Origin of the sequence: Stenotrophomonas acidaminiphila, from assembly GCF_001431595.1 — a bacterium.
GTDB lineage: Bacteria > Pseudomonadota > Gammaproteobacteria > Xanthomonadales > Xanthomonadaceae > Stenotrophomonas > Stenotrophomonas acidaminiphila.
On sequence record NZ_LDJO01000051.1, the window covers coordinates 1 to 21,130 of the forward strand.

Consider the following 21,130-nt stretch of genomic DNA (forward strand, 5'->3'; position numbering starts at 1 on the left):
ATCCCCAAACCCCCGCTGCCTATGCAGCGGGGGTTTGCTTTTTTTCCGCATCCAAAACCCGGATGTCGCATAAACCAGAACGGCGCCTGTTGGCGCCGTTGCTTGAACCTCCTCGATGTCCCGCCCTTACACCCGGCCAAACACCAGCGTCGCGTTCGTACCCCCAAAACCAAAGCTGTTGGACATCACCGTCTCAAGACGTGCTTCCTGCGTCTGGCGGAGTATCGGGAAGCCCTCGGCGCGCGGATCCAGCGTCTCGATGTTCGCAGAGCCGGCCATGAAGCCGTCTCGCATCATCAGAAGGCAGAAGATCGCCTCGTGCACGCTGCCTTGTACCAGATAGCGGCAGCTACCCGGTTCAGGCCCCCTGCGATGGCGTACCGGTCGCTGGGCCATGACCGGGCGTCCGCACGGGGGCGGCATTGCGTTGTCGGGCGGCCAGGGCCCAGCGGGCGGCGATGTTGGGGGCGGTGATGCAGACCGCGGTATCGGTCACGGTGGTTACCGCACGCTCCAACAGCTGGATGTCCGCTTCGTGCTGGCGCGCCACGTGCGGGTCCTCGAAAAATATCGCCCGCTGGCAGTGGCCTTCCAGCACCCGGTCGGCGATCTGTGCGTCGCCTCCCAGCGGACCGCTCTGGAAACGCTGGATCCAGGCCTGGTCACGCGGCCAGCCGCGGCTCCAGGCCAAAGCGTTCAGCTGTTGCCCCGTGGTGCCGGTGCCGATCCGCTCGCGGAATTGCGACAGCACGTCGAAATGCTCGGCGACGAACGCCAGCATCTGCGGCTTGCGCGCGTCGTGGGCGATCAGCGCCAGGGTCTGGCGGCCGAAGTCGTGGAGATCGTCGGCGCCGGGGTCGGCGGGAAAGCCCGCGTGGATGCGTTCCATCTCGACCCAGTCGCGGGCACTGGCGACGGTGGAGATGAACGGCTTGCCGTGGATCACGCACTGGCGCTTGAGGGCGATGGCCTCGGGGAATACCGAGGACGGGTCCACCGGGTCGATCAGGTAGATCGCCCCATCCAGGGTGCGTTCGGGCGTACCCATGCCGACGACTTCGGCGACCAGTTTCATCAATCCGCCTTCGCGGCCATTCGGGTAGCGGGTCAGCCCGGGCAGGCTGCCAGCCGGCAGGGCGGCGACGATCGCGTCGTGGGTACGGCCGACGGCATGCAGCTCGACGCCAAGCTCGCGCAGGCCGATGGCGCTTGCGCGCAACCAGCGGAACAGCGCGGCGTCGGCGCGCTCGTGATGCAGGCGGTTGGCAGCCAGGCCGATGCGCATGGGGATCTCGCTGGAGGGGGGAACGACGAGTTTAAGCGCTGGCGGTGTACGCGATTCCACCGGTACCGCGAACGGCCAGGCGGGCGGATGGACACGCCATCCTGCCCGCGGCCGACGCTCCCGGTTGCTGGCCGTGCTGGCCGTGCTGGCCGTGCGCGCCGGCGGGAGGCTTGGCTCAGTGCAGCAGCAGGGTGATGATGCTGGCCGCGGCGTCGCGGCCTTCGGCAACCGCCGTCACCACCAGGTCGGCACCGCGTACGGCGTCGCCACCGGCGAACAAGCGCGGGTTGTGGGTCTGGTAGGGCAGTCGGCCGGCGCCGCCGGTGACGATGCGTCCCGTGCCGGTCGCTTCCACGCCCTGCGCCGCGAGCCAGTCGGGCAGGGTGGCCGAAAAGCCGAAGGCGATGATCACCACGTCGGCTTCCAGCAGCGACTCGCTGCCCTCGACCGGCTCCGCGTTGCGGCGGCCGTTCGCATCCGGTTCGCCCAGGCGGGTCTCCACCACGGTCACGCCGATCACCTCGTCGTCGGCGCCGGCTTCGATGGCCAGCGGCTGGCGGTTGAACAGGAAGCGCACGCCCTCTTCGCGGGCGTTGGCCACCTCGCGCGCGGAGCCGGGCATGCTGGCCTCGTCGCGGCGATAGGCGCAGGTCACCCGCGCCGCGCCCAGGCGGATCGCGCTGCGCACGCAGTCCATGCCGGTGTCACCACCGCCGAGCACCACCACCCGCTTGCCGTTGAGGTCCGGCAGCGCGATCTGGTCCTCCCAGCCGGCGATCGGCCGGCCCTGCGGATGGCCGCCCCCGACGATGCGCCCGTTCTGTACCAGGAACGGCAGCGCCGGCAGCACGTTCTTCAGGTCCTGGCCGACCAGCCCGCCATCGGTGTAGCGGTAGGCGCCGGTGCCGAGGAACACGGCGTCGTAGTCGGCCTGCAGCTGCTCGATGGTGGTGTCGCGGCCGATCTCTACCCCCAGCCGGAACTGCACGCCCATGCCTTCGAGGACTTCGCGACGGCGCCCGATCACGCTCTTCTCCAGCTTGAAGCTGGGAATGCCGAACTGCAGCAGGCCGCCGATCTGTTCGTAGCGGTCGAACACCACCGCCTGGATGCCGGCGCGCGCCAGCCGATCGGCGCAGGCCAGCCCGGCCGGGCCGGCACCGACGATGGCCACGCGCCTGCCGGTGGGCTGCACCGCCTGCAGGTCCGGCTTCCAGCCGCTGGCCAGCGCGGTGTCGACGATGTACTTCTCGACCGCGCCGATGGTCACCGCGCCGAACTCCTCCAGCGTGCAGCTGCCCTCGCACAAGCGGTCCTGCGGACACACGCGGCCGCAGACTTCCGGCAGCGGGTTGGTCGAATGGCACAGCGTCGCGGCCTCGTGGATGCGGTCTTCCTGCACCAGTTGCAGCCACTGCGGGATGGCGTTGTGCACCGGGCACTTCCAGCTGCAGTACGGGTTGCCGCAGTCCAGGCAACGGCCGGCCTGGTACTGCGCATCGGCCTTGTCGAACCTGCCGTAGAGCTCGCCCCAGTCGCCGGACGTGCGCAGTTCCACCGGAATGCGCCGCGGCATGGTGCGGGGAATGTCGAGGAACTGGAAGGCTTGCTTGCGGCTCATGGGCGACTCGTGGAGAGGGGGAGGGGGCGGAGCGGGAATGCGGCCGGGGCCTTCCCGTCTCCATCCCCTTCCGCGTGCGGGAAGGGAACTCCTGGCGTCATGCGGCGTTGCGTAGCGCGGCCGCCAGCGATTCGATGCTCGCGGCCTTGGGTTTGACCAGCCAGAACTTGCCGACGTAGTCGCGGAACTCGTCCAGGATCTGCTGCGCCCAGATGCTGCCGGTCAGCTCGCGGTGGCGGCCGATCAGGGCGTGCAGGTGCTGGCGGTAGTTCTCGAAGCCCTCGGCGGAGATGCGGTGGATGTCGATCAGCTCGTGGTTGTAGCGGTCCACGAAATCGCGGTCCACGTCGAGCACGTAGGCCAGTCCGCCGGTGAACCCGGCACCGAAGTTGAGGCCGACCTTGCCGAGCACGACGACGATGCCGTCGGTCATGTATTCGCAGCAGTGGTCGCCGGCACCCTCGATCACCGCCAGCGCGCCGGAATTGCGCACGCCGAAGCGTTCGCCGGCCCGCCCTGCGGCGAACAGTTCGCCACCAGTGGCGCCATACAGGCAGGTGTTGCCGACGATGGCGGTGTTGCGCGCCTCGAAGCGCGCACCACGCGGCGGGCGCACCACCAGCCGGCCGCCGGCCATGCCCTTGCCGACGTAGTCGTTGGCCTCGCCCTCCACCTCCAGGTTCAGGCCGCCGACGTTGAACGCGCCGAAGCTCTGCCCGGCGGTGCCGCGGAAACGCAGGTTCAGAGGCGCATCGTCCATGCCATGGTTGCCGTGCGCGCGGGCGATGGCGCCGGCCAGGCGGGTGCCCACCGAACGGTCGGTGTTGTGGATCAGGAAGCGGTGTTCGCCGCCGCGCTTGTGCGCGATGGCCCCGGCCAGCAGTCCGTCCAGCTGGGTGGCCAGGCTGTCCGGCGACTGGTACAGGCGCTGCGCCGCGCAGTGCGAGCCTTCGTAACGGGCCGGCGCCAGCAGCCGCGACAGGTCGACCTTGACCCCTTCGCGTGGCGCCACGTCCAGCTGCTCGAGCAGATCGGTGCGGCCGACGATCTCGTCCAGCGAGCGCGCGCCCAGGTACGACAGCCACTGCCGCACTTCCTCGGCCAGCAGCCGGAAGAAGTTCTCCACCCGTTCCGGCATGCCGGTGAAATGGCCTTCGCGCAGGCGCTCGTCCTGGGTGGCCACGCCGGTGGCGCAGTTGTTGAGGTGGCAGATGCGCAGGTACTTGCAGCCCAGCACGATCATCGGGCCGGTGCCGAAGCCGAAGCTGTCCGCGCCCAGCAGCGCGGCCTTGACCACGTCCAGCCCGGTCTTCAGGCCACCGTCGGTCTGCAGCAGGGTACGACCGCGCAGGTCGTTGCCGACCAGCGCCTGGTGCGATTCGGCAACGCCCAGCTCCCACGGCACGCCGGCGTAGCGGATCGAGCTGATCGGCGAGGCGCCGGTGCCGCCGTCATGGCCGGATACGGTGATCAGGTCGGCGCCGGCCTTGACCACGCCGGCGGCGATGGTGCCGACCCCGGCATGCGATACCAGCTTCACCGATACCAGCGCTTCGGGGTTGACCTGCTTGAGGTCGTAGATGAGCTGCGCCAGGTCCTCGATCGAATAGATGTCGTGGTGCGGCGGCGGCGAGATCAGGCCGATGCCCGGTTTGGCGTAGCGCAGCCGCGCGATCAGCTCGTTGACCTTGTGGCCGGGCAGCTGGCCGCCCTCGCCGGGCTTGGCGCCCTGCGCGACCTTGATCTGCAGCACCTCGGCATTGACCAGGTACTCGGCGGTGACGCCGAAGCGGCCGGATGCGACCTGCTTGATCTTGGAGCGCTTCTCGGTGCCGTAACGCACCGGGTCTTCGCCGCCTTCGCCGGAGTTGGAGCGCCCGCCGAGGCGGTTCATGGCGATGGCCAGTGCTTCATGCGCTTCCGGCGACAGCGCGCCGAGCGAGATGGCGGCGGTGTCGAAGCGCCTGAACAGCGCCTCTGCCGGCTCCACTTCGGCCAGCGGCACCGGCGTGGCCGCCGGCTTGAGCCGCAGCAGGTCGCGCAGCGCCGACGGCGGCCGCGCATGCACCGCATCGGTGTACCGGCGCCAGTCCTCGGCCTTGCCGGTGCGCGCGGCGCGCTGCAGGGTCAGAACCACGTCCGGGTTGTACATGTGGTACTCGCCGTCGTGCACGTACTTGAGCAGGCCACCGATTTCGGTGGGCGCCAGCGGGTTCCATGCGCGGGCGGCGAGCTCGCGGGCCTCGGCATCCAGGCGCGCCAGGCCGACGCCGCCGATGCGCGCGGTGGCATCGGGGAAGCACAGCCGCACCACGTCCGGGTCCAGGCCGACGATCTCGAACAACTGCGCGCCGCGGTAACTGGCCACGGTGCAGATGCCCATCTTGGAAATGATCTTGCTCAGGCCCTTGTAGATGCCCTTGCGGTAACTGCGGCCGATCTGCGAGACCTCGCCGCCCTTCTTCAGCAGCAGGATGCCGCGCCGGCCCATGTCGAACAGCGTCTGGTACGCCAGGTACGGGTACACCGCGGTGGCGCCGAAGCCGAGCAGGCAGGCCATGTGGTGCGCGTCGCGCGCGGTGCCGGTCTCGATGATCAGGTTGACGTCGCAGCGCAGGCCGCGCTTCGACAGGTGGTGGTGCACCGCGCTGGTGGCCAGCAGCGCATGCACCATCGGGCGCTCGGGAACCGGGTAGCGGTCGGACAGCAGCAGCATCACCGCGCCCTCGCGCGCGGCCTGCTCGCATTGCGCGCAGATGCGCTCGATGCCGGCGGCCAGCCCTTCCTCTATGTCGTAGGACAGGTCGATGAGGCGGTTGCGCTCGACGTACTGCTCCATCTTCAGCAGCTGGCGCAGCTTGCGCTGGCTGAGCACCGGCGAATTGAGGATGACGTGATTCACCGTCTCCGGGCCGGCGTGGAAGATGTTGGTCTCCCTGCCGAGCTGGGTGGTCAGGGACATCGCGCAGTCTTCGCGCAATGGATCGATCGGCGGGTTGGTGACCTGCGCGAACGCCTGCCGGAAATAGTCGTACAGCGGCCGGGTGTGGCGGCTGAGCACGGCGATGGGGGTGTCGTCGCCCATCGAGCCGGTGGCTTCCTGGCCGGTCTCGGCCAGCGGCCGCAGTACCTGCTCGACCTCCTCGGAGGTGAGCTGGAACAGCTTGTGGTAGCTGAGCAGCGTGGCCTCGTCGAAAGGTTCCTCGGCCAGCGAGGGGTCGATCAGCTCGGTCTGCAGGTAGGTCACGCCCTGGTGCAGCCATTGCTTGTACGGCGCGCGCGCGCGGTTGATGCGGTCGATGGCGTCGGAGTCGAGCAGGTCGCCGCGCTTGAGGTCGATGGCCATCATCTGCCCCGGCCCGAGCTTGCCCTTCTGCACCACGCGTTCGGTCGGCACTTCCCAGACGCCGGCCTCGGAGGCGACCAGGAAATGGCGGTCCGAGGTCAGCATCCAGCGCGCCGGGCGCAGGCCGTTGCGGTCCAGCGTGCAGGCAGCATAGCGGCCGTCGCAGGCGACGATGCCGGCCGGGCCGTCCCACGGCTCGCTGTTGAGGCCGTAGAACTCGTAGAACGCGGCCAGGTCGGCATCCTTGAATTCCAGCGACTGCGTCGCCGGCGGTACCAGGATGCGCAGCGCCTGGATCAGCTCCATGCCGCCGGCCACCATCAGCTCGAGCATGTTGTCCATGCTCTGCGAATCCGAGCCGTGCATCGAGATCACCGGGTCGAACTCGGCGATGTCGAACTTCGGCGTCTTCCATACCCTGCTGCGCGCCTGCGCCCAGTGGCGGTTGCCTTCGATGGTGTTGATCTCGCCGTTGTGGGCGAGCATCCGGAACGGGTGCGCCAGCGGCCAGCGCGGCAGGGTGTTGGTGGAAAAGCGCTGGTGGAACACCACCACGCTGGAAGCCAGCTCGTGGCGCTGCAGGTCCGGGTAGAACGTGCTCAGCTTGTCCGGCAGCACCATGCCCTTGTAGCTGATGGCCTCGGCGCTGAGCGTGGTGACGTAGTAGTCGGCCACATCGCGCAGCGCCTGCTCGCTGCGGCGGCGCGCCAGGAACAGCGCCAGCGCGAACTGTTCGGCGCTCTGCGCGGGACCGGCGTCGACGAACACCTGCTCGATGCGCGGCAGCGTGGCGCGCGCCAGCTCGCCGCAGACGCCCGCGTCAATGGGCACCACGCGCCAGCCGCGCGGCGCGCAGCCTGCTTCGCGCAGGCGTGCGTCGAGTTCGTCGCGGCAACGCTGCGCGGCCTGCGCGTCATGGGGCAGGAACACCACGCCGGCGGCGAAGTTGGGCCCGGGCGCGATGCCCGCTTCCTCCGCCAGCCGCCGCAGGAACGCGGTGGGCTTGCGCAGCAGCAGGCCGCAGCCGTCGCCGGTGAGGCCGTCGGCGGCGACGCCGCCGCGGTGGGTCATGCGCGAGAGCGCGGCGATCGCGGTGTCCACCAGCAGCCGGGAGGGCTGGTCGTCCAGTTGCGCGACCATGCCGAAACCGCAGGCGTCGCGTTCGTCCTGCGGGTCGTAGAGCCCCTGGCGGTTGCGGAGGGTCATCTGTGCCTCGTGGCGATGTCGGGTGAGCGGCGACACCTCTCCCTTCTCCACCGCGGCAGGCCATGCATGGCCGTGGTTCCGGCCCGTGCACGGCATGCCTGTCACTGGAGTGCAGCGTCGAGGCCACCGGATGTGCTCGACTAGATCACAGATGTTGCGGTGCCGCAACGCATGGTTGCGGCAGCAACCAAAGCCTTGCGCGGCAAGGCTTCTGGCGAATTTGGATCAGCCGCAGCGCACGCCGCTGACGAGGTTCTTGTCGTCCACTTCGATGTTCAGGCGCTCGCCCAGGAACTCCATGGTGACGGGTTGGTTGGGCTTGAGCATGCGCACCTTGGCCGCACCGGCGTCCTGCCGTGCCTGTTCGGCCAATGCCTCGGTGTACGCCTGGCCGACCAGGCCTTCGACCTGGCTGGCGTCGCAGGTGCCCACCGGCGGCGGGGTGGTGGCGACGCCCGGATCCGGCGTGGCGGCGGCATCGGCGGCCTGCTTGGCCTGGTCCAGCGCCTGCTCCTGTTCTTCCGGGGCCGGGCCCGTGCAGGCACCCAGTGCGAGCACGAGCGAAAGGGCAGCGATCAGGGCGGTGGGGCGGCGTACGGCGCGCGGCATCGTCGGGATTCGCATCGGAACTCCAGTGCTGGTGAAAGACACCAAAGCATATCGCCTGGGTCCGGGCGTGTACCGTCGCAGCGCGTCATCCCCGGTGCATTCGCCGGCATCGCTTTCAGCCGCAGCGCAGCGCGGTGATCGCGTTGTTGCGGCCGACGTGGATGGTGAGGCGGTCGCCGCCGGACGTGGCGCTGGCCGGCGTGGCCGGTTGTCGCGTGCCGTCGCGGACTGTCTGCACGTGCAGGCTGTCGCTGTCCACGCGCGCGCGTTCCACCGTGGCCGGCGAGGCGGCCAGCCCGGCCGCGCCGAGCACCATGTCGGTGTGGCATTGGCCGGAGACGACCCCGTCGATGGGCTGGATGCCGGCGACCGGCGCGCTGCTGCAGGCGGTGGCGGCCAGCACGACGGCGCCGGCGAGGATCAGGCTGCGGTACATGGCGGACTCCACGTCGAGGCGATGGGACGAGCCTGCCGCCACCGCCGTGTGCAGGCGATGAAAGCCGGCCGCGACGGCCGCACCGCCGCCCGCCGATAATGCGTGCATCACCGTGCGCGGAGTGGATCGATGTCGCAACAGGAAGGCTGCCGGGTCGTGGTGCTGGGCGGGTACGGGCATTTCGGCGCACGCATCGTTTGTGCGCTGGCGGCGACCCCGGGCATCAGCGTCATCGCCGCCGGGCGCCACCCGCAGCGCGCGGCGGCGAACCTGCCCGGCGTGGAAATGGCGCCGGTGCAATGCCGGCGGCTGGATACGGCCGCCGCGACATTCGCCGCCGACCTGCGCGCCACCGGTGCCGATCTGGTCATCCATACCGCCGGCCCGTTCCAGGGGCAGGACTACGGCGTCGCGCGTGCGTGCCTGGAGGCGGGCATGCATTACATCGACCTGGCCGACGGCCGCGATTTCGTGCGTGATTTCCCCGCGCAGCTCGATGCCATGGCGCGCCGGCACGGACGCAGCGCGATCAGTGGCGCCAGCACCCTGCCGGCCTTGTCCGGCGCGGTGGTCGATGCGCTGCGCGACCGCTTCGACGTACTGCAGTCCATCGACATCGTGATCGCGCCGGCGCAGGCCACGCCACTGGGCATGGCCACGGTGCGTGCGGTGCTGTCGTACTGCGGGCAGCCGTTCCGCTGCTGGATCGACGGGCGCTGGCAGGCCGTCGTCGGCTGGGCCGACCCGCAGCCGGTCACGTTCGCGCGCATCGCGCCGCGGCTGGCCTCGCCCTGCGACGTGCCCGACCACGACCTGCTGGTGCAGCGCCACCCGGGCGTGTCCACGGTGCGTTTCCGTGCCGCGCTGGAACTGCCGCTGCTGTCGCGCTGCCTGGCCGCCCTGGCCTGGCTGCGCCGCCGCGGCCTGCCACTGCCGATGGCGGCGCTGGCGGGTGTGTTCGCCCGCGCCGGGCGTTGCTTCGATCGTTTCGGTACCGACCTGGGCGGCATGCGCGTGACCCTGCGTGGCCAGCGCGAAGGGGTCGCCCACCGGGTGCACTGGGACCTGACCGCGCCGATGCTGCACGGGCCGGAGATCCCTACTTTCGCCGCGGTGCTGCTGGCGCGGCGCCTGGCGCGTGGCGAACCGCTGCCGGTCGGCGCGCATGCGTGCCTGGGCCTGTTGGACCTGCCGGAATTCGAGGCCGAATTCGCGCGCTGGCAGATCGACAGCCAGGTGTCCTGAGCCGGCACCGCAACCTGAAGCATTCAGCCCGACAAAGGGCGGTATGCCCATCGGGCTATTGACTACATTTGTAGTCATGGCTACCGTGGCGACAAATGTAGTCACGGAGTCGACCATGCGCCGCAAGACCATCGGGGACCAGGAGCTGGCCCTGCTGCAGTACATCGGGGAGAACGAGCCGGCCAGTGTCGGCGAAGTGGCCGCCGGCTTCGGCGAGGCGCGCGGCCTGGCCCGCTCCACCGTGCTGACCATGATGGAGCGCCTGCGCAGCAAGGGCTACCTGCAGCGCGCCCAGCACCAGGGCGTATACCGCTACCAGTCCACCGCGCAGCAGCAGGAGGTGGTGAGCAGCGCGGTCGGCAGCTTTGTCGAAAAGACCCTGCAGGGGTCGATCTCGCCGTTCGTGGCGTGGATGTCGGAAAAGGCCGAGGTCAGCGACAACGAACTGGCCGAACTCGAAGCGCTGGTCAGCAGGCTGCAATCGCAGCGCCGGGAGGATTGATCATGGACAGTCTGTTCGAACTGCTGGGCAACCGCCTGCTCGCCACCAGCGTGCAGACCGTCGTGCTCACCGCGCTGGTCTGGGCGTTGTGCCGCTTCGTGCGGCGACTGCCGGCGGCCACCCAGTGCGGTCTGTGGTGGCTGGTGGCGCTGCAGGCGGTGGTCGGCCTGGTCTGGAGCGCGCCGCTGCGGCTGCCGGTACTGCCGGTGATGGACACCACCGTCGACGTGGTGCAACAGGCCGCTGCCGCGCAGCCGCAGGCCACCGTCGCACCATTGATCGTGATGCAGCCACTGCCGCTGGAAAGCGGCTGGTCGTGGCTGCACGTGGCGATGGCGCTGTGGCTGGCCGGGGTACTGGTGATGGCGCTGCGCACCGCGTCGGCCTGGCGCAGCAGCCGCGCGCTGCTGCGCACGGCACGGGCCTGCGACGACCGGCGCCTGGATGCAGCGCTGCAGCTGGCCGCCGAAGCGCATGGCCTGCGCCGCGCGCCGCGGCTGATGCTCAGCGCGGCCATCGACTCGCCGCAGCTGGTCGGCCCCTGGCGGCCGGTACTGCTGCTGCCGGCGCGTGGCCTGCCGCGCATGGGCGACGATGACCTGGACATGGCGCTGACCCACGAACTGGTGCACCTGCAGCGCCACGACCTGTGGCTGGGCCTGGTGCCGGCCCTGGCCCAGCACCTGTTCTTCTTCCACCCGCTGGTGCACCTGGCGGCCCGCGAGTACGCCATTGCCCGCGAAGCCGCGGTCGATGCCGCGGTGGTCGCCGGCAACCGCCATTGCCGCCAGCACTACGGACGCCTGCTGCTGCAGCTGGGCGTCAGCCCCCGGCCCGGCGCCGGTCTCGCCAGCGCCTCGCCCACCTACCTGAGCCTCAAGCGGAGACTGCTCATGCTGCAGAACACCTCTTCCTTCCCGCGCCTGGGTGCGGGCCTGATCGTCGCCGCGGTGGCCCTGGTCGGCGTGCTGCCGATGCGCCTGGTGGCCATGCCGGGCCCGCCGGCGCCGCCCGCGCCACCGCCGGTGCCCGCGGTACCCGCCGTGCCGACGCCGCCCGCCGTGCCGAAGGCTGACCACTCGGTGGTGCACACCGTGATCAGGGCCAAGGGCACCGCGCCGGTGCTGCCCGCTCCGCCGCCGCCGGCCGCACCGGCTGCACCCAAGGCCCCGCCGGCACCTCCGGCGCCGCCAGTTTCGACCCATGGCGTGATCCACCTTTCGCAGAGCCCGAGCAGCAACGGCTACGTGCTGTTGAAAGACGACCACAACGTGATGAATGGCTCGGTCGCCGATCTGGAGCAGGCGCGCCGGCTGGACGACGGCAAGGGCGTGCTGCTGCTGCGTCGCGACGGCCGCGCCTATGTGGTGCGCGATGCCGGCGTGCTGTCGCGGTTCGAGCAGGCGTTCGCCGAGACCACGCGGCTGGGCGAACAGCAGGGCCGCCTCGGTGAGCGGCAGGGCAAGCTGGGCGAACGCCAGGGCGAGATCGGCGAGCGCATGGGTGAAATCGGTACCCGTATCGGCGAACTGGCCGCCCGCCAGGCCGAACTGGCACTGGCCGCGCACGCCAAGGGGGGCGCGCTGACCCGCGAGCAGGCCGAATCCGCACGTCGCGAGGCGGAAAAGCTGCGCGCGCAGATGGACACGCCGGCGATGCGCGAGGAAATGCGGGAGCTGGCACGCCGGCAGGCGGAACTGGGCAGGCAGCAGGCCGAGCTGGGCCGCCAGCAGGCCGACGCCAGCGTCCGTGCCCAGCGCGAGGCCGAACGCCTGATCCAGCAGGCCATCCGCGAGGGCCTGGCGCAGCCGGTCCGCGGTTGAGCGGACTTCGCCAGCCGCAGGCCGGCCTCGCGGGCGTGGCGTTGCCGAGACGCCCGCGGACCGGGGCCTGCGCTTACGGCGCCGGTGGTGCCAGCCGCTCGTCGGCCTCGGCCTGCACCAGGCGCAGGAACAACTGCGCCAGGGTCACCACGTCCTGGTGGTTGTGCTCGCCGACGCGGCGCAGGTTGCGCGCGCTGCCGCCGCGCAGGTAGTCCAGCCAGGCGCCCGGTGCTTCGGAGCCGGGCAGGTCGTCCTCGCGCTGGATGCGCAGCAACTGGCGTTCGATGGTGGCCAGCCGGCAATTCTCCCAGGTGCCGCGGTAACGGCGCCGGGTCGGGAACAGCAGGTCGACGTGATCCAGCGCGGAAAGCGGGTCGCCGCGCCGCGCCAGCCGGTAGCGCGTCTTCAGCAGCGGCGCGTCGTAGCAGCGGCCGTTGTAGCTGGACAGCACCGTGGTCGGCGCCAGCCATGCGGAGAACGCGTCCAGCATCGCGCTTTCGGCGCCCATCGTGGACATCAGCAGCTGGCGCACGCGCAGCCCTTCGCCGCGCGCCGCATCGCGATGCCAGTCGGCGGCGCCGATCATGAAGGCGCGGGTGCCGGTGCCACCGGCCAGGCCGGTGGTCTCGGTGTCGAAGAACAGCAGGTCCTGCGGCCGCACGCTGTCGTCCGGGCGTCTGCTGAAAGCCAGCGACAGTGGCTGCGCGGGAATCGGCTGCGGCAGGAAGGCCTCGATCAGATGCAGGCCGGGCGCGATCTCGGTGCCCGGAAGCCCGCGATCGACCGGGCCGTTGCGCGGCAGGCGCGGCGCCGCGGCCACCGCGCGCCCGCGCGTGACCAGCAGGCGGCGCAGGCCATCGCCGTCCGGCGTGCGCGGTGGCACGGCCGCGGGCTTGTGCCGGATCTGCTCGACCCAGCCGAACACCGAGTCCCCGCGTGGCGGCGGTGCCGGCCGCGGCGCATCGTCGTGACTGGGTGACGGCGGCACCCGCGGCGACGCCGATGGCGCTTCCGGTGCTGGTGAAGCGCCCGCTGCAGCCGCAGGCGCGGGCATTGCCGGGGCCGCTGGCCGGGCCGGCTCCGCGGCCGGGGACGCGGCGCCATCGGGCGTCGTCGCAGCCGTGGGGCCGGCAACGGCGCCATCGGCATGCCCGGCCTGCCTGCGCAGCGCCTTCAGCTTGTCCAGGCTGATGCTCATGGCAGCAGGTCGAGCGCCTCGTCCACCGCATCGGCCGTGACCGCCGGCACCTGTTCGCAGCGTTCGGCCGACAGCAGCGACAGCACCTTCAACGCCAGCGCGCGCGGCGTCCCGCCCCGGGCTTCTTCCTGTGCGGCCAGCACCGGGCCGACGCACGCCGGGCAGCCGGCGCTGCAGTCGCAGCGTTCCACCAGTTCGAGCGCGCGCTGCACCAGTTCGCCCTGGCGCTGCCACAGCGGCTCGCTCAGGCCCACGCCACCGGGGAAGTTGTCGTACAGGTACACGGTCGGCACGAAACTCTGCATCAGTTCCACCGCGCCTTCGCCGCCCTCGTTGCCGCGCAGCTGGCCGCGGCCGCTCTGGTCGGCCACCGCGAACCACGCGCCATCGCCGTTGCCCACCGCCTTCTGCAGGTCGCGCGCGTCGGCCATCACCGCCACGGTGGCGACGATGTGCAGCGCGTACGCCGCGCCGAGGAAGCCGTCGAGCGCATCCTGCTTCTGCGCGAAGCTGCGCAACAGCGTGGCCTGCGGCAGCTGCCACCACACCGCGGTGGTGTGCAGCTCCTGGTCGGGCAGGTTGACCGGGCCGTAACCGATGTTCTCGTGCGTGTAGTAGCGGATCTTCTTGTAGCCGGCCACGCGCCGCACCACGTGCACCTCGCCGTGGTGCGAATCGCCGCGTCCGGCGGCATTGCCGTCGAAGCGGTCCAGCACCTTGAGCTTGGTGAAGTCGATGCTGTCGGTGTAGTAGTCCACGTGGGTGCGGGTGACGTAGGCCTTGCGCCCGTCCCAGTCCAGCCGCTCGACCTGGTAGGGCGTGCTCTGCACCATGTGGATGGCGCCTTCGTACAGGGTGAGCGCGGCGGCTGAATAGTCCACCTCGGCGATGATCTGCTGCTTCCCGTCGCTGCGGTCCACCACCACGAAGTTGCCATCGGCCACCGCGCGCAGGCTCACCGCGTTGGCCGGGTAGCTGTCGGCGATCCATTCCCAGCGGTCGCCTTCCTGGTGCACCACCCCGGTCTCGGCCAGCGCCTGCAGGAACACCAGCGGGTCGATCGGCCCGAACGGCTCCCCGCTCAGGAACGGCAACTCGAACGCCGCGCAACGGATGTGGTCGAACAGGATCAGCGGCTGGTCCGGGGCGATGCGCGCGTGCTCGGGGGTGGCGTTGGCGAAGAAATCCGGGTGCCGCACCACGTACTGGTCCAGCGGCTGGCTGCTGGCCACCATCACCCCGAGCGCGGCCTGCTGGCGGCGACCGGCGCGGCCGAAGCGCTGCCACGTCGCCGCCACGCTGCCGGGGTAGCCGTTGAGCACCACCACGTCGAGCGCGCCGATGTCCACGCCCAGCTCCAGCGCCGAGGTGCTGACGATGCCGTCGATGTCGCCGGCGCGCATGGCGCGCTCCACCTCGCGGCGTTCGGTGGGCAGGTAGCCGCCGCGGTAGGCGCGGATCCGGGCCGGCTTGCGCGGGTCGTTGTCGAAGATGTCCTTCAGGTACTTGGTCAGCACTTCCACCATCAGCCGGGTCTGCGCGAACACCAGCGTCTTCAGCCCGCTCTTGATGGCGATGCGGGCGATGCGGTTGGCCTGCGAGCGCGCCGAGGCGCGCAGGCCCAGGTCCGGGTTGATCACCGGCGGGTTCCACAGCAGCACGTGCTTGGGGCCGCTGGGTGCGCCGCTCTCGGTGATCGCATGCACCTGTTCTTCCACCAGCGCTTCGGCATGCGCATGCGGGTTGCCGATGGTGGCCGAGCACAGGATGAACTGCGGGCGCACGCCGTAGAACGCGCAGATGCGCTTGAGCCGGCGGATCACGTTGGTGACGTGGCTGCCGAACACGCCGCGGTAGGTATGGATCTCATCGATCACCACGTAGCGCAGGTTCTCGAAGAACTGCGCCCACTTGGTGTGGTGCGGCAGGATCGCCTGGTGCAGCATGTCCGGGTTGCTGACCACGATGTCGCCGTGCAGGCGGATCGCCTGGCGCGCGTCGCCGGGCGTATCGCCGTCGAAGGTGAAGGCCTTCACGCCCAGGTCGCCGGCGCGGTTGAGTTCCAGCAGTTCGGCCACCTGGTCCTGCGCCAGCGCCTTGGTCGGGAACAGGTACAGCGCCTTGGCGTTGCCCTGCATGGCCGCGCTCACCACCGGCAGGGTGTAGCACAGCGACTTGCCCGAAGCGGTGGGCGTGACGATGGCCACGTGCTCGCCGCGCTGGGTGGCGGCCCAGGCCTGGGCCTGGTGCGAGTACAGCTGCTCGATGCCGCGCGCCTCGAGCGCGGCCTTCAGCGGCGCGGGCACGTCGTCGGGGATAGGCGCATGGCTGCCCTCGCGGCCGGGGATGGTGAAGCTGCCGGTGACCCGGTCGCCATAGCGCCGTGCCAGCCGCTGGCCGAGCAGCGCACCGTCGCGCGAGGGCAGGCCGTCGGTGGTCGCCAGCGCCCGTTCGCTGGCTTCGGTGCGGGGAGCGAGGGAGAACGCCATGCCGGTAGTGCCGATCGAAAGACCGGCATGGAAGCACAGCGCCGTCTCAGCCTGTGAGACCCATGCAAGCTGAACGCCGCCCGCGCCCGCGAACGCAATCTGAAGGTGGCAACCGTATGCTGCGCCCTTCGGCAACCGGCAGGGACAGGAACGGTGGCAAGGCCTCGATGGTATGCAATGGTGTTGGCGGGGATGGTGCTGGTGGGCGCGGCGCAGGCGCAGCAGGCGTCGCCACCGGCCGTGGATCCGGTACCTGCGGCCGACCCCGCGGCCGACTCCGCGGCGGCGTCCACGGATGCGGTGAGGACGCTGGAGGAAGTGCGCGCGCTCAAGCCCGAGGACGACACGCCGCTGGACCTGTACGGCTTCCGCAACCCGGTGAAGGTCGAGCCCAACCGCTTCAGCCGTTCATGGAGCGAGCCGCCTACGCCCGAGCAGGTCAGCCGCAGCGGCGGCTACGTGCTGATGGGCATCAGCTACGGCCTGATGGCCGCCGCCAAGGGCCTGCACAAGCTGACCGGCGGCCGCGACCAGATCCAGTCGGCCATCGCCCGCCCACCGCCGGAGCTGAGCGAGGACCAGCGCCGCCGCGCGTTGCGCTTCTGCGCGCAGCAGGAAGGCTGCCAGGTCCCGCCCGGCGACTGACCGTGGCTGTCGCGCCCGCCTGATCGCCTACCATGGCGCTTCCCCGCCGGGCCTGCCGCAGTGAACGAACCCCTCCTCCCGAAATCCGCGCCGCCGCCGGCGCGCATCGCCGCCTGGGTATTGATGCTGCTGGGCATGTGGGCGGCGCTGGAGCTGGGCCTGGTGGTGACCCTGCTGTCCGGCCTGCTGGTGTTCCACCTCAGCCACGTGCTGGCGTCGACCGTCGAAGGCCGGCTGCCGCCGGGCCGGGCGCGGGCGATCGCGGTAGGGGTGCTTTCGGTGGCGGTGGTCGGCCTGCTGAGCCTGGCGATCATCGCCGTGGCGTCCTTCTTCCGCAACGAGACCGGCGGCCCGGACGCGCTGCTGGCGCAGCTGATGGAGATCCTCAACACCTCGCGGCACCAGGTGCCGGCGCTGCTGCAGCCGTATATCCCCGAGGACATGCAGGCGCTGCGCACCGGGGTGAACGAATGGGTCGCCGAGCACCGCCGCCAGCTGGGTGTCGCCGGCACCTCGGCGGTGCAGATCGGCGTACGGATGCTGATCGGCATGGTGCTCGGCGCGATGATCGCGCTGTACGACGAACTGCCGCTGCCACGCATGGGACCGCTGGCGCGGGAACTGGTCGGCCGTACCAGCCACCTGGCCACCGCGTTCCGCCAGGTGGTGTTCGCCCAGGTCAAGATCTCGCTGCTCAACACCCTGTTCACGGCGATCTTCCTGCTGGGCGTGCTGCCGCTGCTGGACGTGCACCTGCCGCTGGCCAAGACCCTGGTGCTGATCACCTTCCTCGCCGGGTTGCTGCCGGTGGTGGGCAACGTGATCTCCAACACCGTGATCACCATCGTCGCGCTGTCGGTCTCGTTCTACGTCGCCGTGGCCGCGCTGCTGTTCCTGGTGGTGATCCACAAGCTGGAGTACTTCCTCAACGCCCGCATCGTCGGCGGCGAGATCCGCGCCCATGCCTGGGAACTGCTGCTGGCGATGCTGGTGATGGAGGCGGCGTTCGGCCTGTCCGGCCTGGTCGCGGCGCCGGTGTTCTACGCCTACGTCAAGCGCGAGCTGGTGGACCAGGGCTGGGTGTGAGGCCGCGCCCGGCCGCTCAGGACGACACCCCGGCCAGCGCCGCGTACATCACCCCCACGAGCACCAGCCAGAAGTAGATGCCACCGATGAACACGTAGCGCGCCAGCGTCGCCCACCCGCGGCCGCCGTACACGCGCTGCTGCATCCACAGCAGGTAGACGGGGACCGCCAGCCACAGCGCCACGAGGATGCAGTCGCCGATGGCGTTCACGACGGTGTTGCCGATGGCACCGGTGACGCCGAGCGTCAGGAACGTCGCCAGCAGCACCAGCATCAGCCACGCATGGCTGTACAGCGCCACCACCAGGTGCTCCAGGTAGCCGATGCGGCGGCCCGCATAGGCCACGCGCAGCACCAGCGCGAACACCGGCATCAGGAAGAACAGCGCGCCGGGCAGCGCGGTGAGGAACGCCTGCACGTACAGGTCGGTCTTGCCGCCCATGCGCTCCACGTTGGCCTGGCCGTTGGCCAGGCGCCGGTTGAGCCACTGGTTGGCGAACGCCGGCATGCCCGGCACCACCACCGGATTGGCCTGCGCATCCCACGGCTTGCCGTTGATGTCGGAGTCGAAGAAAGTGCCGTGCTGGCGCCCCGCGGCCTGGCCCGCAGCCTGCGCGGCACGTGTCATCGCCGAGGCGGTGGTGCCCTGCGCCTGCCCTTCCAGTTCGGCGGTCCGCTGCGCGGCGGCAGTGTTCAGCGCGGCCATGGCCATCGTGAATGCCGGCGTGGCCGCGGGCGACGCCGCCAACTGGCGCTCGATCGCGGCCTGCTGCGCCGCGCGTATCGCTTCCACTTCCTGCGCGGTCTGCGCGGTGGCGAACAGTGCGTTGTCGCCGCCGTTCAGGGTCATGTCGTCGACATGCAGGGTCAGCTTGCCGACGAAGAAGGTGAACAGGGTGAGGATCACGAACAGCCGCAGTGGCTGCACGTAGCCCACGCGCTGGCCCTTGAGGTAATTGAGCGCGACCCGGCCCGGCACCAGCAGGTCGCGCAGGGTGCGGAAGATGCGCCCGTCCAGGTGCCAGAACGACTCGAACACTTCCTCGATCGCATGGCCCACGTGCTTGAGCGGGTTGTGCGCCGACTGCCCGCAGTGGTGGCAGTAATGGCCCTGCAGCGCCGCCTGGCAGTTGTCGCAGGCACCATGCCCGTGCGCCGCCTCGACGACGGCGGGAACCTCGGCAACGGCGGTGTTGTCTGGGGTCGGGTTCATCGGGAGCGCGGGCGGTAGGCGGGACGCGACACGATAGCGGGCATTGCCGGCGCGGTCAGCTGCGCGGACGCGGCTTGCGGTGCCAGAGCGCGTTGACGATGACCCAACGGCCGTCGAAGCGACCCATCTGCAGGTGGTCGATGAACCACGGGCTCTCCAGCCGCACCGTGGCGATGTCCTGGTCCACCTGCAGCACGGTCACCGTGCGCTGCCACTGTTCACGCGGGGTCTTCAACGCGCCTTCGCGGGTAAGGCGGACCAGTTCGTCCGCGCTCATCCGGCCCAGCCCGAAGGTCTCGTCGGGCCTGGCCACGACGTTGCGCTTGGCCAGGTCCGGGTGCAGCGCACGCGCCACCCGCGCCGGGTCGCCCTCCAGCTGTCCGTCCATGTAGTCGTAGGCGGTGGCCTCGATGGCCTGCAGGGTGGCCGCGTCCGGTGGCGTCGCGCCGGCGCTGCCGGCGACCCACAGCATTCCCAGTAGCAAAAAGCGCATCGCGGCTGACGGCATGGCCGGCTCCTTCCCAGGTCGCGGCAGTGTGCCGGCCGCCACCGCGCGCGCCATGGGCCGATGGTCACTGGCCCGCGGCCGGCCACCCGGCCGCGGCGGCACCCCAAGGGTGGGTCCGCCGGACCGCTTGGGCTACAGTAGCGCGATGACGAAAGAGCACATTCCCGGCGGCCTGTTGATCGCCATCGAGGGCATCGACGGTGCCGGCAAGTCCACGCTGGCGCGGGGGCTGGCCGATGCGCTGGAGCAGGCCGGCGCCGAGGTGGTGCTGAGCAAGGAGCCGACCAACGGGCCGTGGGGCACGCAGCTGCGGGCCTCGGCGGCGACCGGCCGGCTGAGTCCGCAGGAAGAGGTGGAGCTGCTGCTGCGCGACCGCCGCCAGCACGTCGAGGAACTGGTGGTGCCGGCGCTGGCGCGCGGTGCGGTGGTCATCCTCGACCGCTATTTCCCGTCGATGGTGGCCTACCAGGGCGCCGCCGGGCTGCCGGTGGACGAACTGCTGCAGCTCAACGCCTTCGCGCCGCGGCCGCACCTGCTGCTGTTGCTGGACCTGCCGCCGGCCACCGGGCTGGCGCGCATCCGCGCCCGCGGCGACGTGCCCAACCATTTCGAGACGGCGCAGAACCTGGAGCGCTGCCGGGCGATCTTCCAGCAGCTGGACCTCCCCGGGAAGCAGGTGATCGACGCCAGCCGCAGCGAGGCCGAGGTGATGGGTGACGCGCGTGCGGCCATCGCCACCGCGCTGGCCCGGCGCGCGGATGGGCAGGGCGGGCCGCTGCGACGCTTCCACGGGCAGGACGCCGTGCCGGCCACCGGCCGCTGACCGCCCGCCACCGCCATGCCGACGCCTCCGCACCCGGCAACGCGGCGCCCCGCGCCGGTGGCCGCGCGCCTGCATCCGCGCAACCGCCACCAGGGCCGCTATGACATGGCCCGGCTGGTGGCGGCCAACCCGGCGCTGCGCACGCACCTGCGGCGCGCCCCGGATGGCGGGCAGAGCATCGATTTCAGCGATCCGCTGGCGGTGCGCGAACTCAACCGCGCGCTGCTGGCCAGCGATTACGGCATCGCCCGCTGGGACATCCCCGCCGGCTACCTGTGCCCGCCAGTGCCAGGCCGGGTGGATTACCTGCACGGCCTGGCCGACCTGCTTGCCGCCGATGCCGGTGGCGCGATCCCGCGCGGCCCCGGGGTGCGCGTGCTCGATATCGGCGTGGGCGCCAACTGCATCTACCCGCTGCTCGGGCAGGCCGAGTACGGCTGGTCGTTCGTCGCCAGCGACATCGACGGCGCCGCCCTGCAGTCGGCCGCCGCCAATGTGCGCGGCAACGGCCTCGAGGGGCTGATCGAACTGCGCCTGCAGCACGCGCGCGGCAGCCTGTTCGCCGGCGTGGTGCAGGCACAGGACCGCTTCCACCTGACCCTGTGCAACCCGCCGTTCCACGCCTCGGCCAGGGAGGCCGCGCAGGGCAGCCAGCGCAAGCTGCGCAACCTTGGCGGCGACAAGAGCGCGCCGCGCGGCAAGCCGCCGCTGTTGAACTTCGGCGGCCAGGCCAACGAACTGTGGTGTACCGGTGGCGAGGCCTCGTTCCTGCGGCGGATGATCCGCGAAAGCGTGGACGTGCAGGCGCAGGTGCTGTGGTTCAGCGCGCTGGTCGCCAAGCGCGAGCACCTGGCCGACATCCATCGGCAGCTGGCCCGCTCCGGCGCGCTCGACGTGCGTGAAGTGGCGATGGCGCAGGGCAGCAAGCAGAGCCGTTTCGTCGCCTGGACCTTCCACCCTGCCGCGCACAGGACGCGGTGGCTGGCGGGGTAGGAACGATGTGTGCGGGCCGGTCATGGATTGCTCCCGCATCATAGGCTGCGGCCGAATGCGCCATTGGTCCGGTCACGATGCCTGAACGCGGCTTCGTCGAAA

15 protein-coding genes and 2 pseudogenes are annotated in these 21,130 nt (G+C 70.7%); 7 read left to right on the forward strand and 10 right to left on the reverse strand.

Annotated features, from left to right (window positions below):
* Positions 1-126: 126 nt before the first annotated feature.
* The 6 genes and pseudogenes from ABB33_RS14030 to ABB33_RS14055 all read right to left on the reverse strand — a co-directional run.
* Positions 127-327, reverse strand: a pseudogene (locus tag ABB33_RS14030) (beta-ketoacyl-ACP synthase I); the annotation flags it as partial.
* Positions 328-358: 31 nt separating this feature from the next.
* Entirely contained in the window at positions 359-1,285 is a 927-nt protein-coding gene (locus tag ABB33_RS14035) for a methylglyoxal synthase (RefSeq protein WP_056932517.1), read from the reverse strand.
* Between the two features lie 175 nt (positions 1,286-1,460).
* A complete protein-coding gene (locus ABB33_RS14040; RefSeq protein ID WP_054662089.1) occupies positions 1,461-2,906 on the reverse strand; it encodes an FAD-dependent oxidoreductase in 1,446 nt (481 codons plus the stop codon).
* A gap of 97 nt (positions 2,907-3,003) precedes the next feature.
* The gene (gene gltB, locus ABB33_RS14045; protein ID WP_056932518.1) at positions 3,004-7,458 is read right to left on the reverse strand and encodes a glutamate synthase large subunit; all 4,455 of its coding nucleotides are present in this window, start codon (positions 7,456-7,458) and stop codon (positions 3,004-3,006) included.
* Positions 7,459-7,683: 225 nt separating this feature from the next.
* A complete protein-coding gene (locus ABB33_RS14050) occupies positions 7,684-8,067 on the reverse strand; it encodes an I78 family peptidase inhibitor (RefSeq protein ID WP_054662095.1) in 384 nt (127 codons plus the stop codon).
* A gap of 115 nt (positions 8,068-8,182) precedes the next feature.
* Positions 8,183-8,503, reverse strand: a complete 321-nt coding sequence (locus ABB33_RS14055) for a hypothetical protein (protein ID WP_056932562.1) — start codon at positions 8,501-8,503, stop codon at positions 8,183-8,185.
* Between the two features lie 129 nt (positions 8,504-8,632).
* Here ABB33_RS14055 and ABB33_RS14060 point away from each other — a divergent pair, with 129 nt between their 5' ends.
* The 3 genes from ABB33_RS14060 to ABB33_RS14070 all read left to right on the forward strand — a co-directional run bounded on the left by ABB33_RS14060 (position 8,633) and on the right by ABB33_RS14070 (position 12,073).
* On the forward strand, positions 8,633-9,748 hold the full coding sequence (locus ABB33_RS14060) for a saccharopine dehydrogenase family protein (RefSeq protein WP_056932519.1): 1,116 nt from the start codon (positions 8,633-8,635) through the stop codon (positions 9,746-9,748).
* Between the two features lie 115 nt (positions 9,749-9,863).
* Positions 9,864-10,250: a BlaI/MecI/CopY family transcriptional regulator gene (locus ABB33_RS14065; protein WP_056932520.1), complete on the forward strand. Its 387-nt coding sequence runs from the start codon at positions 9,864-9,866 to the stop codon at positions 10,248-10,250.
* A gap of 2 nt (positions 10,251-10,252) precedes the next feature.
* Positions 10,253-12,073 carry a M56 family metallopeptidase gene (locus ABB33_RS14070; protein WP_056932521.1) on the forward strand — a complete coding sequence of 607 codons (1,821 nt, stop codon included), beginning with the start codon at positions 10,253-10,255 and terminating at the stop codon, positions 12,071-12,073.
* Between the two features lie 73 nt (positions 12,074-12,146).
* On the opposite strand, the pseudogene ABB33_RS14075 reads toward ABB33_RS14070, so the two are convergent.
* Positions 12,147-13,382 (reverse strand): annotated as a pseudogene (locus ABB33_RS14075) (ribonuclease H-like domain-containing protein); the annotation flags it as partial.
* Entirely contained in the window at positions 13,268-15,760 is a 2,493-nt protein-coding gene (locus ABB33_RS14080) for a DEAD/DEAH box helicase (RefSeq protein ID WP_056932522.1), read from the reverse strand. The gene ABB33_RS14080 and the pseudogene ABB33_RS14075, both read right to left, overlap by 115 nt.
* Before the next feature lie 192 nt (positions 15,761-15,952).
* On the opposite strand from ABB33_RS14080, the gene ABB33_RS14085 reads away from it, so the two are divergent.
* Both ABB33_RS14085 and ABB33_RS14090 read left to right on the forward strand, forming a co-directional pair.
* Positions 15,953-16,405 (forward strand): hypothetical protein, encoded by a 453-nt coding sequence (locus ABB33_RS14085; RefSeq protein WP_056932523.1) that lies wholly within the window; start codon positions 15,953-15,955, stop codon positions 16,403-16,405.
* 60 nt (positions 16,406-16,465) lie between these two features.
* Positions 16,466-17,491, forward strand: a complete 1,026-nt coding sequence (locus tag ABB33_RS14090) for an AI-2E family transporter (protein ID WP_082393784.1) — start codon at positions 16,466-16,468, stop codon at positions 17,489-17,491.
* A 16-nt stretch (positions 17,492-17,507) separates the two neighbouring features.
* On the opposite strand, the gene ABB33_RS14095 is transcribed toward ABB33_RS14090, so the two are convergent.
* Both ABB33_RS14095 and ABB33_RS14100 read right to left on the reverse strand, forming a co-directional pair.
* Positions 17,508-18,704 carry a DUF3667 domain-containing protein gene (locus tag ABB33_RS14095; RefSeq protein ID WP_054662118.1) on the reverse strand — a complete coding sequence of 399 codons (1,197 nt, stop codon included), beginning with the start codon at positions 18,702-18,704 and terminating at the stop codon, positions 17,508-17,510.
* A 55-nt stretch (positions 18,705-18,759) separates the two neighbouring features.
* Positions 18,760-19,212, reverse strand: a complete 453-nt coding sequence (locus ABB33_RS14100; protein ID WP_054668548.1) for a nuclear transport factor 2 family protein — start codon at positions 19,210-19,212, stop codon at positions 18,760-18,762.
* Positions 19,213-19,357: 145 nt separating this feature from the next.
* On the opposite strand from ABB33_RS14100, the gene tmk reads away from it, so the two are divergent.
* Both tmk and rlmF read left to right on the forward strand, forming a co-directional pair.
* Positions 19,358-20,035, forward strand: a complete 678-nt coding sequence (gene tmk, locus ABB33_RS14105; protein ID WP_152985099.1) for a dTMP kinase — start codon at positions 19,358-19,360, stop codon at positions 20,033-20,035.
* 15 nt (positions 20,036-20,050) lie between these two features.
* Positions 20,051-21,028 carry a 23S rRNA (adenine(1618)-N(6))-methyltransferase RlmF gene (gene rlmF, locus ABB33_RS14110; protein ID WP_056932524.1) on the forward strand — a complete coding sequence of 326 codons (978 nt, stop codon included), beginning with the start codon at positions 20,051-20,053 and terminating at the stop codon, positions 21,026-21,028.
* Positions 21,029-21,130: the final 102 nt, after the last annotated feature.

Excerpts from the sequence above, each read along its gene's own strand:
- ABB33_RS14060 (WP_056932519.1), top strand. The coding sequence starts at position 8,633 with ATGTCGCAACAGGAAGGCTGCCGGGTCGTGGTGCTGGGCGGGTACGGG.
- ABB33_RS14055 (WP_056932562.1), bottom strand. The coding sequence starts at position 8,503 with ATGTACCGCAGCCTGATCCTCGCCGGCGCCGTCGTGCTGGCCGCCACC.
- ABB33_RS14035 (WP_056932517.1), bottom strand. The coding sequence starts at position 1,285 with ATGCGCATCGGCCTGGCTGCCAACCGCCTGCATCACGAGCGCGCCGAC.
- ABB33_RS14040 (WP_054662089.1), bottom strand. The coding sequence starts at position 2,906 with ATGAGCCGCAAGCAAGCCTTCCAGTTCCTCGACATTCCCCGCACCATG.
- ABB33_RS14050 (WP_054662095.1), bottom strand. The coding sequence starts at position 8,067 with ATGCCGCGCGCCGTACGCCGCCCCACCGCCCTGATCGCTGCCCTTTCG.
- rlmF (WP_056932524.1), top strand. The coding sequence starts at position 20,051 with ATGCCGACGCCTCCGCACCCGGCAACGCGGCGCCCCGCGCCGGTGGCC.
- ABB33_RS14085 (WP_056932523.1), top strand. The coding sequence starts at position 15,953 with ATGGTGCTGGTGGGCGCGGCGCAGGCGCAGCAGGCGTCGCCACCGGCC.
- ABB33_RS14095 (WP_054662118.1), bottom strand. The coding sequence starts at position 18,704 with ATGAACCCGACCCCAGACAACACCGCCGTTGCCGAGGTTCCCGCCGTC.
- ABB33_RS14065 (WP_056932520.1), top strand. The coding sequence starts at position 9,864 with ATGCGCCGCAAGACCATCGGGGACCAGGAGCTGGCCCTGCTGCAGTAC.
- gltB (WP_056932518.1), bottom strand. The coding sequence starts at position 7,458 with ATGACCCTCCGCAACCGCCAGGGGCTCTACGACCCGCAGGACGAACGC.
- tmk (WP_152985099.1), top strand. The coding sequence starts at position 19,358 with ATGACGAAAGAGCACATTCCCGGCGGCCTGTTGATCGCCATCGAGGGC.
- ABB33_RS14070 (WP_056932521.1), top strand. The coding sequence starts at position 10,253 with ATGGACAGTCTGTTCGAACTGCTGGGCAACCGCCTGCTCGCCACCAGC.
- ABB33_RS14100 (WP_054668548.1), bottom strand. The coding sequence starts at position 19,212 with ATGCCGTCAGCCGCGATGCGCTTTTTGCTACTGGGAATGCTGTGGGTC.
- ABB33_RS14080 (WP_056932522.1), bottom strand. The coding sequence starts at position 15,760 with ATGGCGTTCTCCCTCGCTCCCCGCACCGAAGCCAGCGAACGGGCGCTG.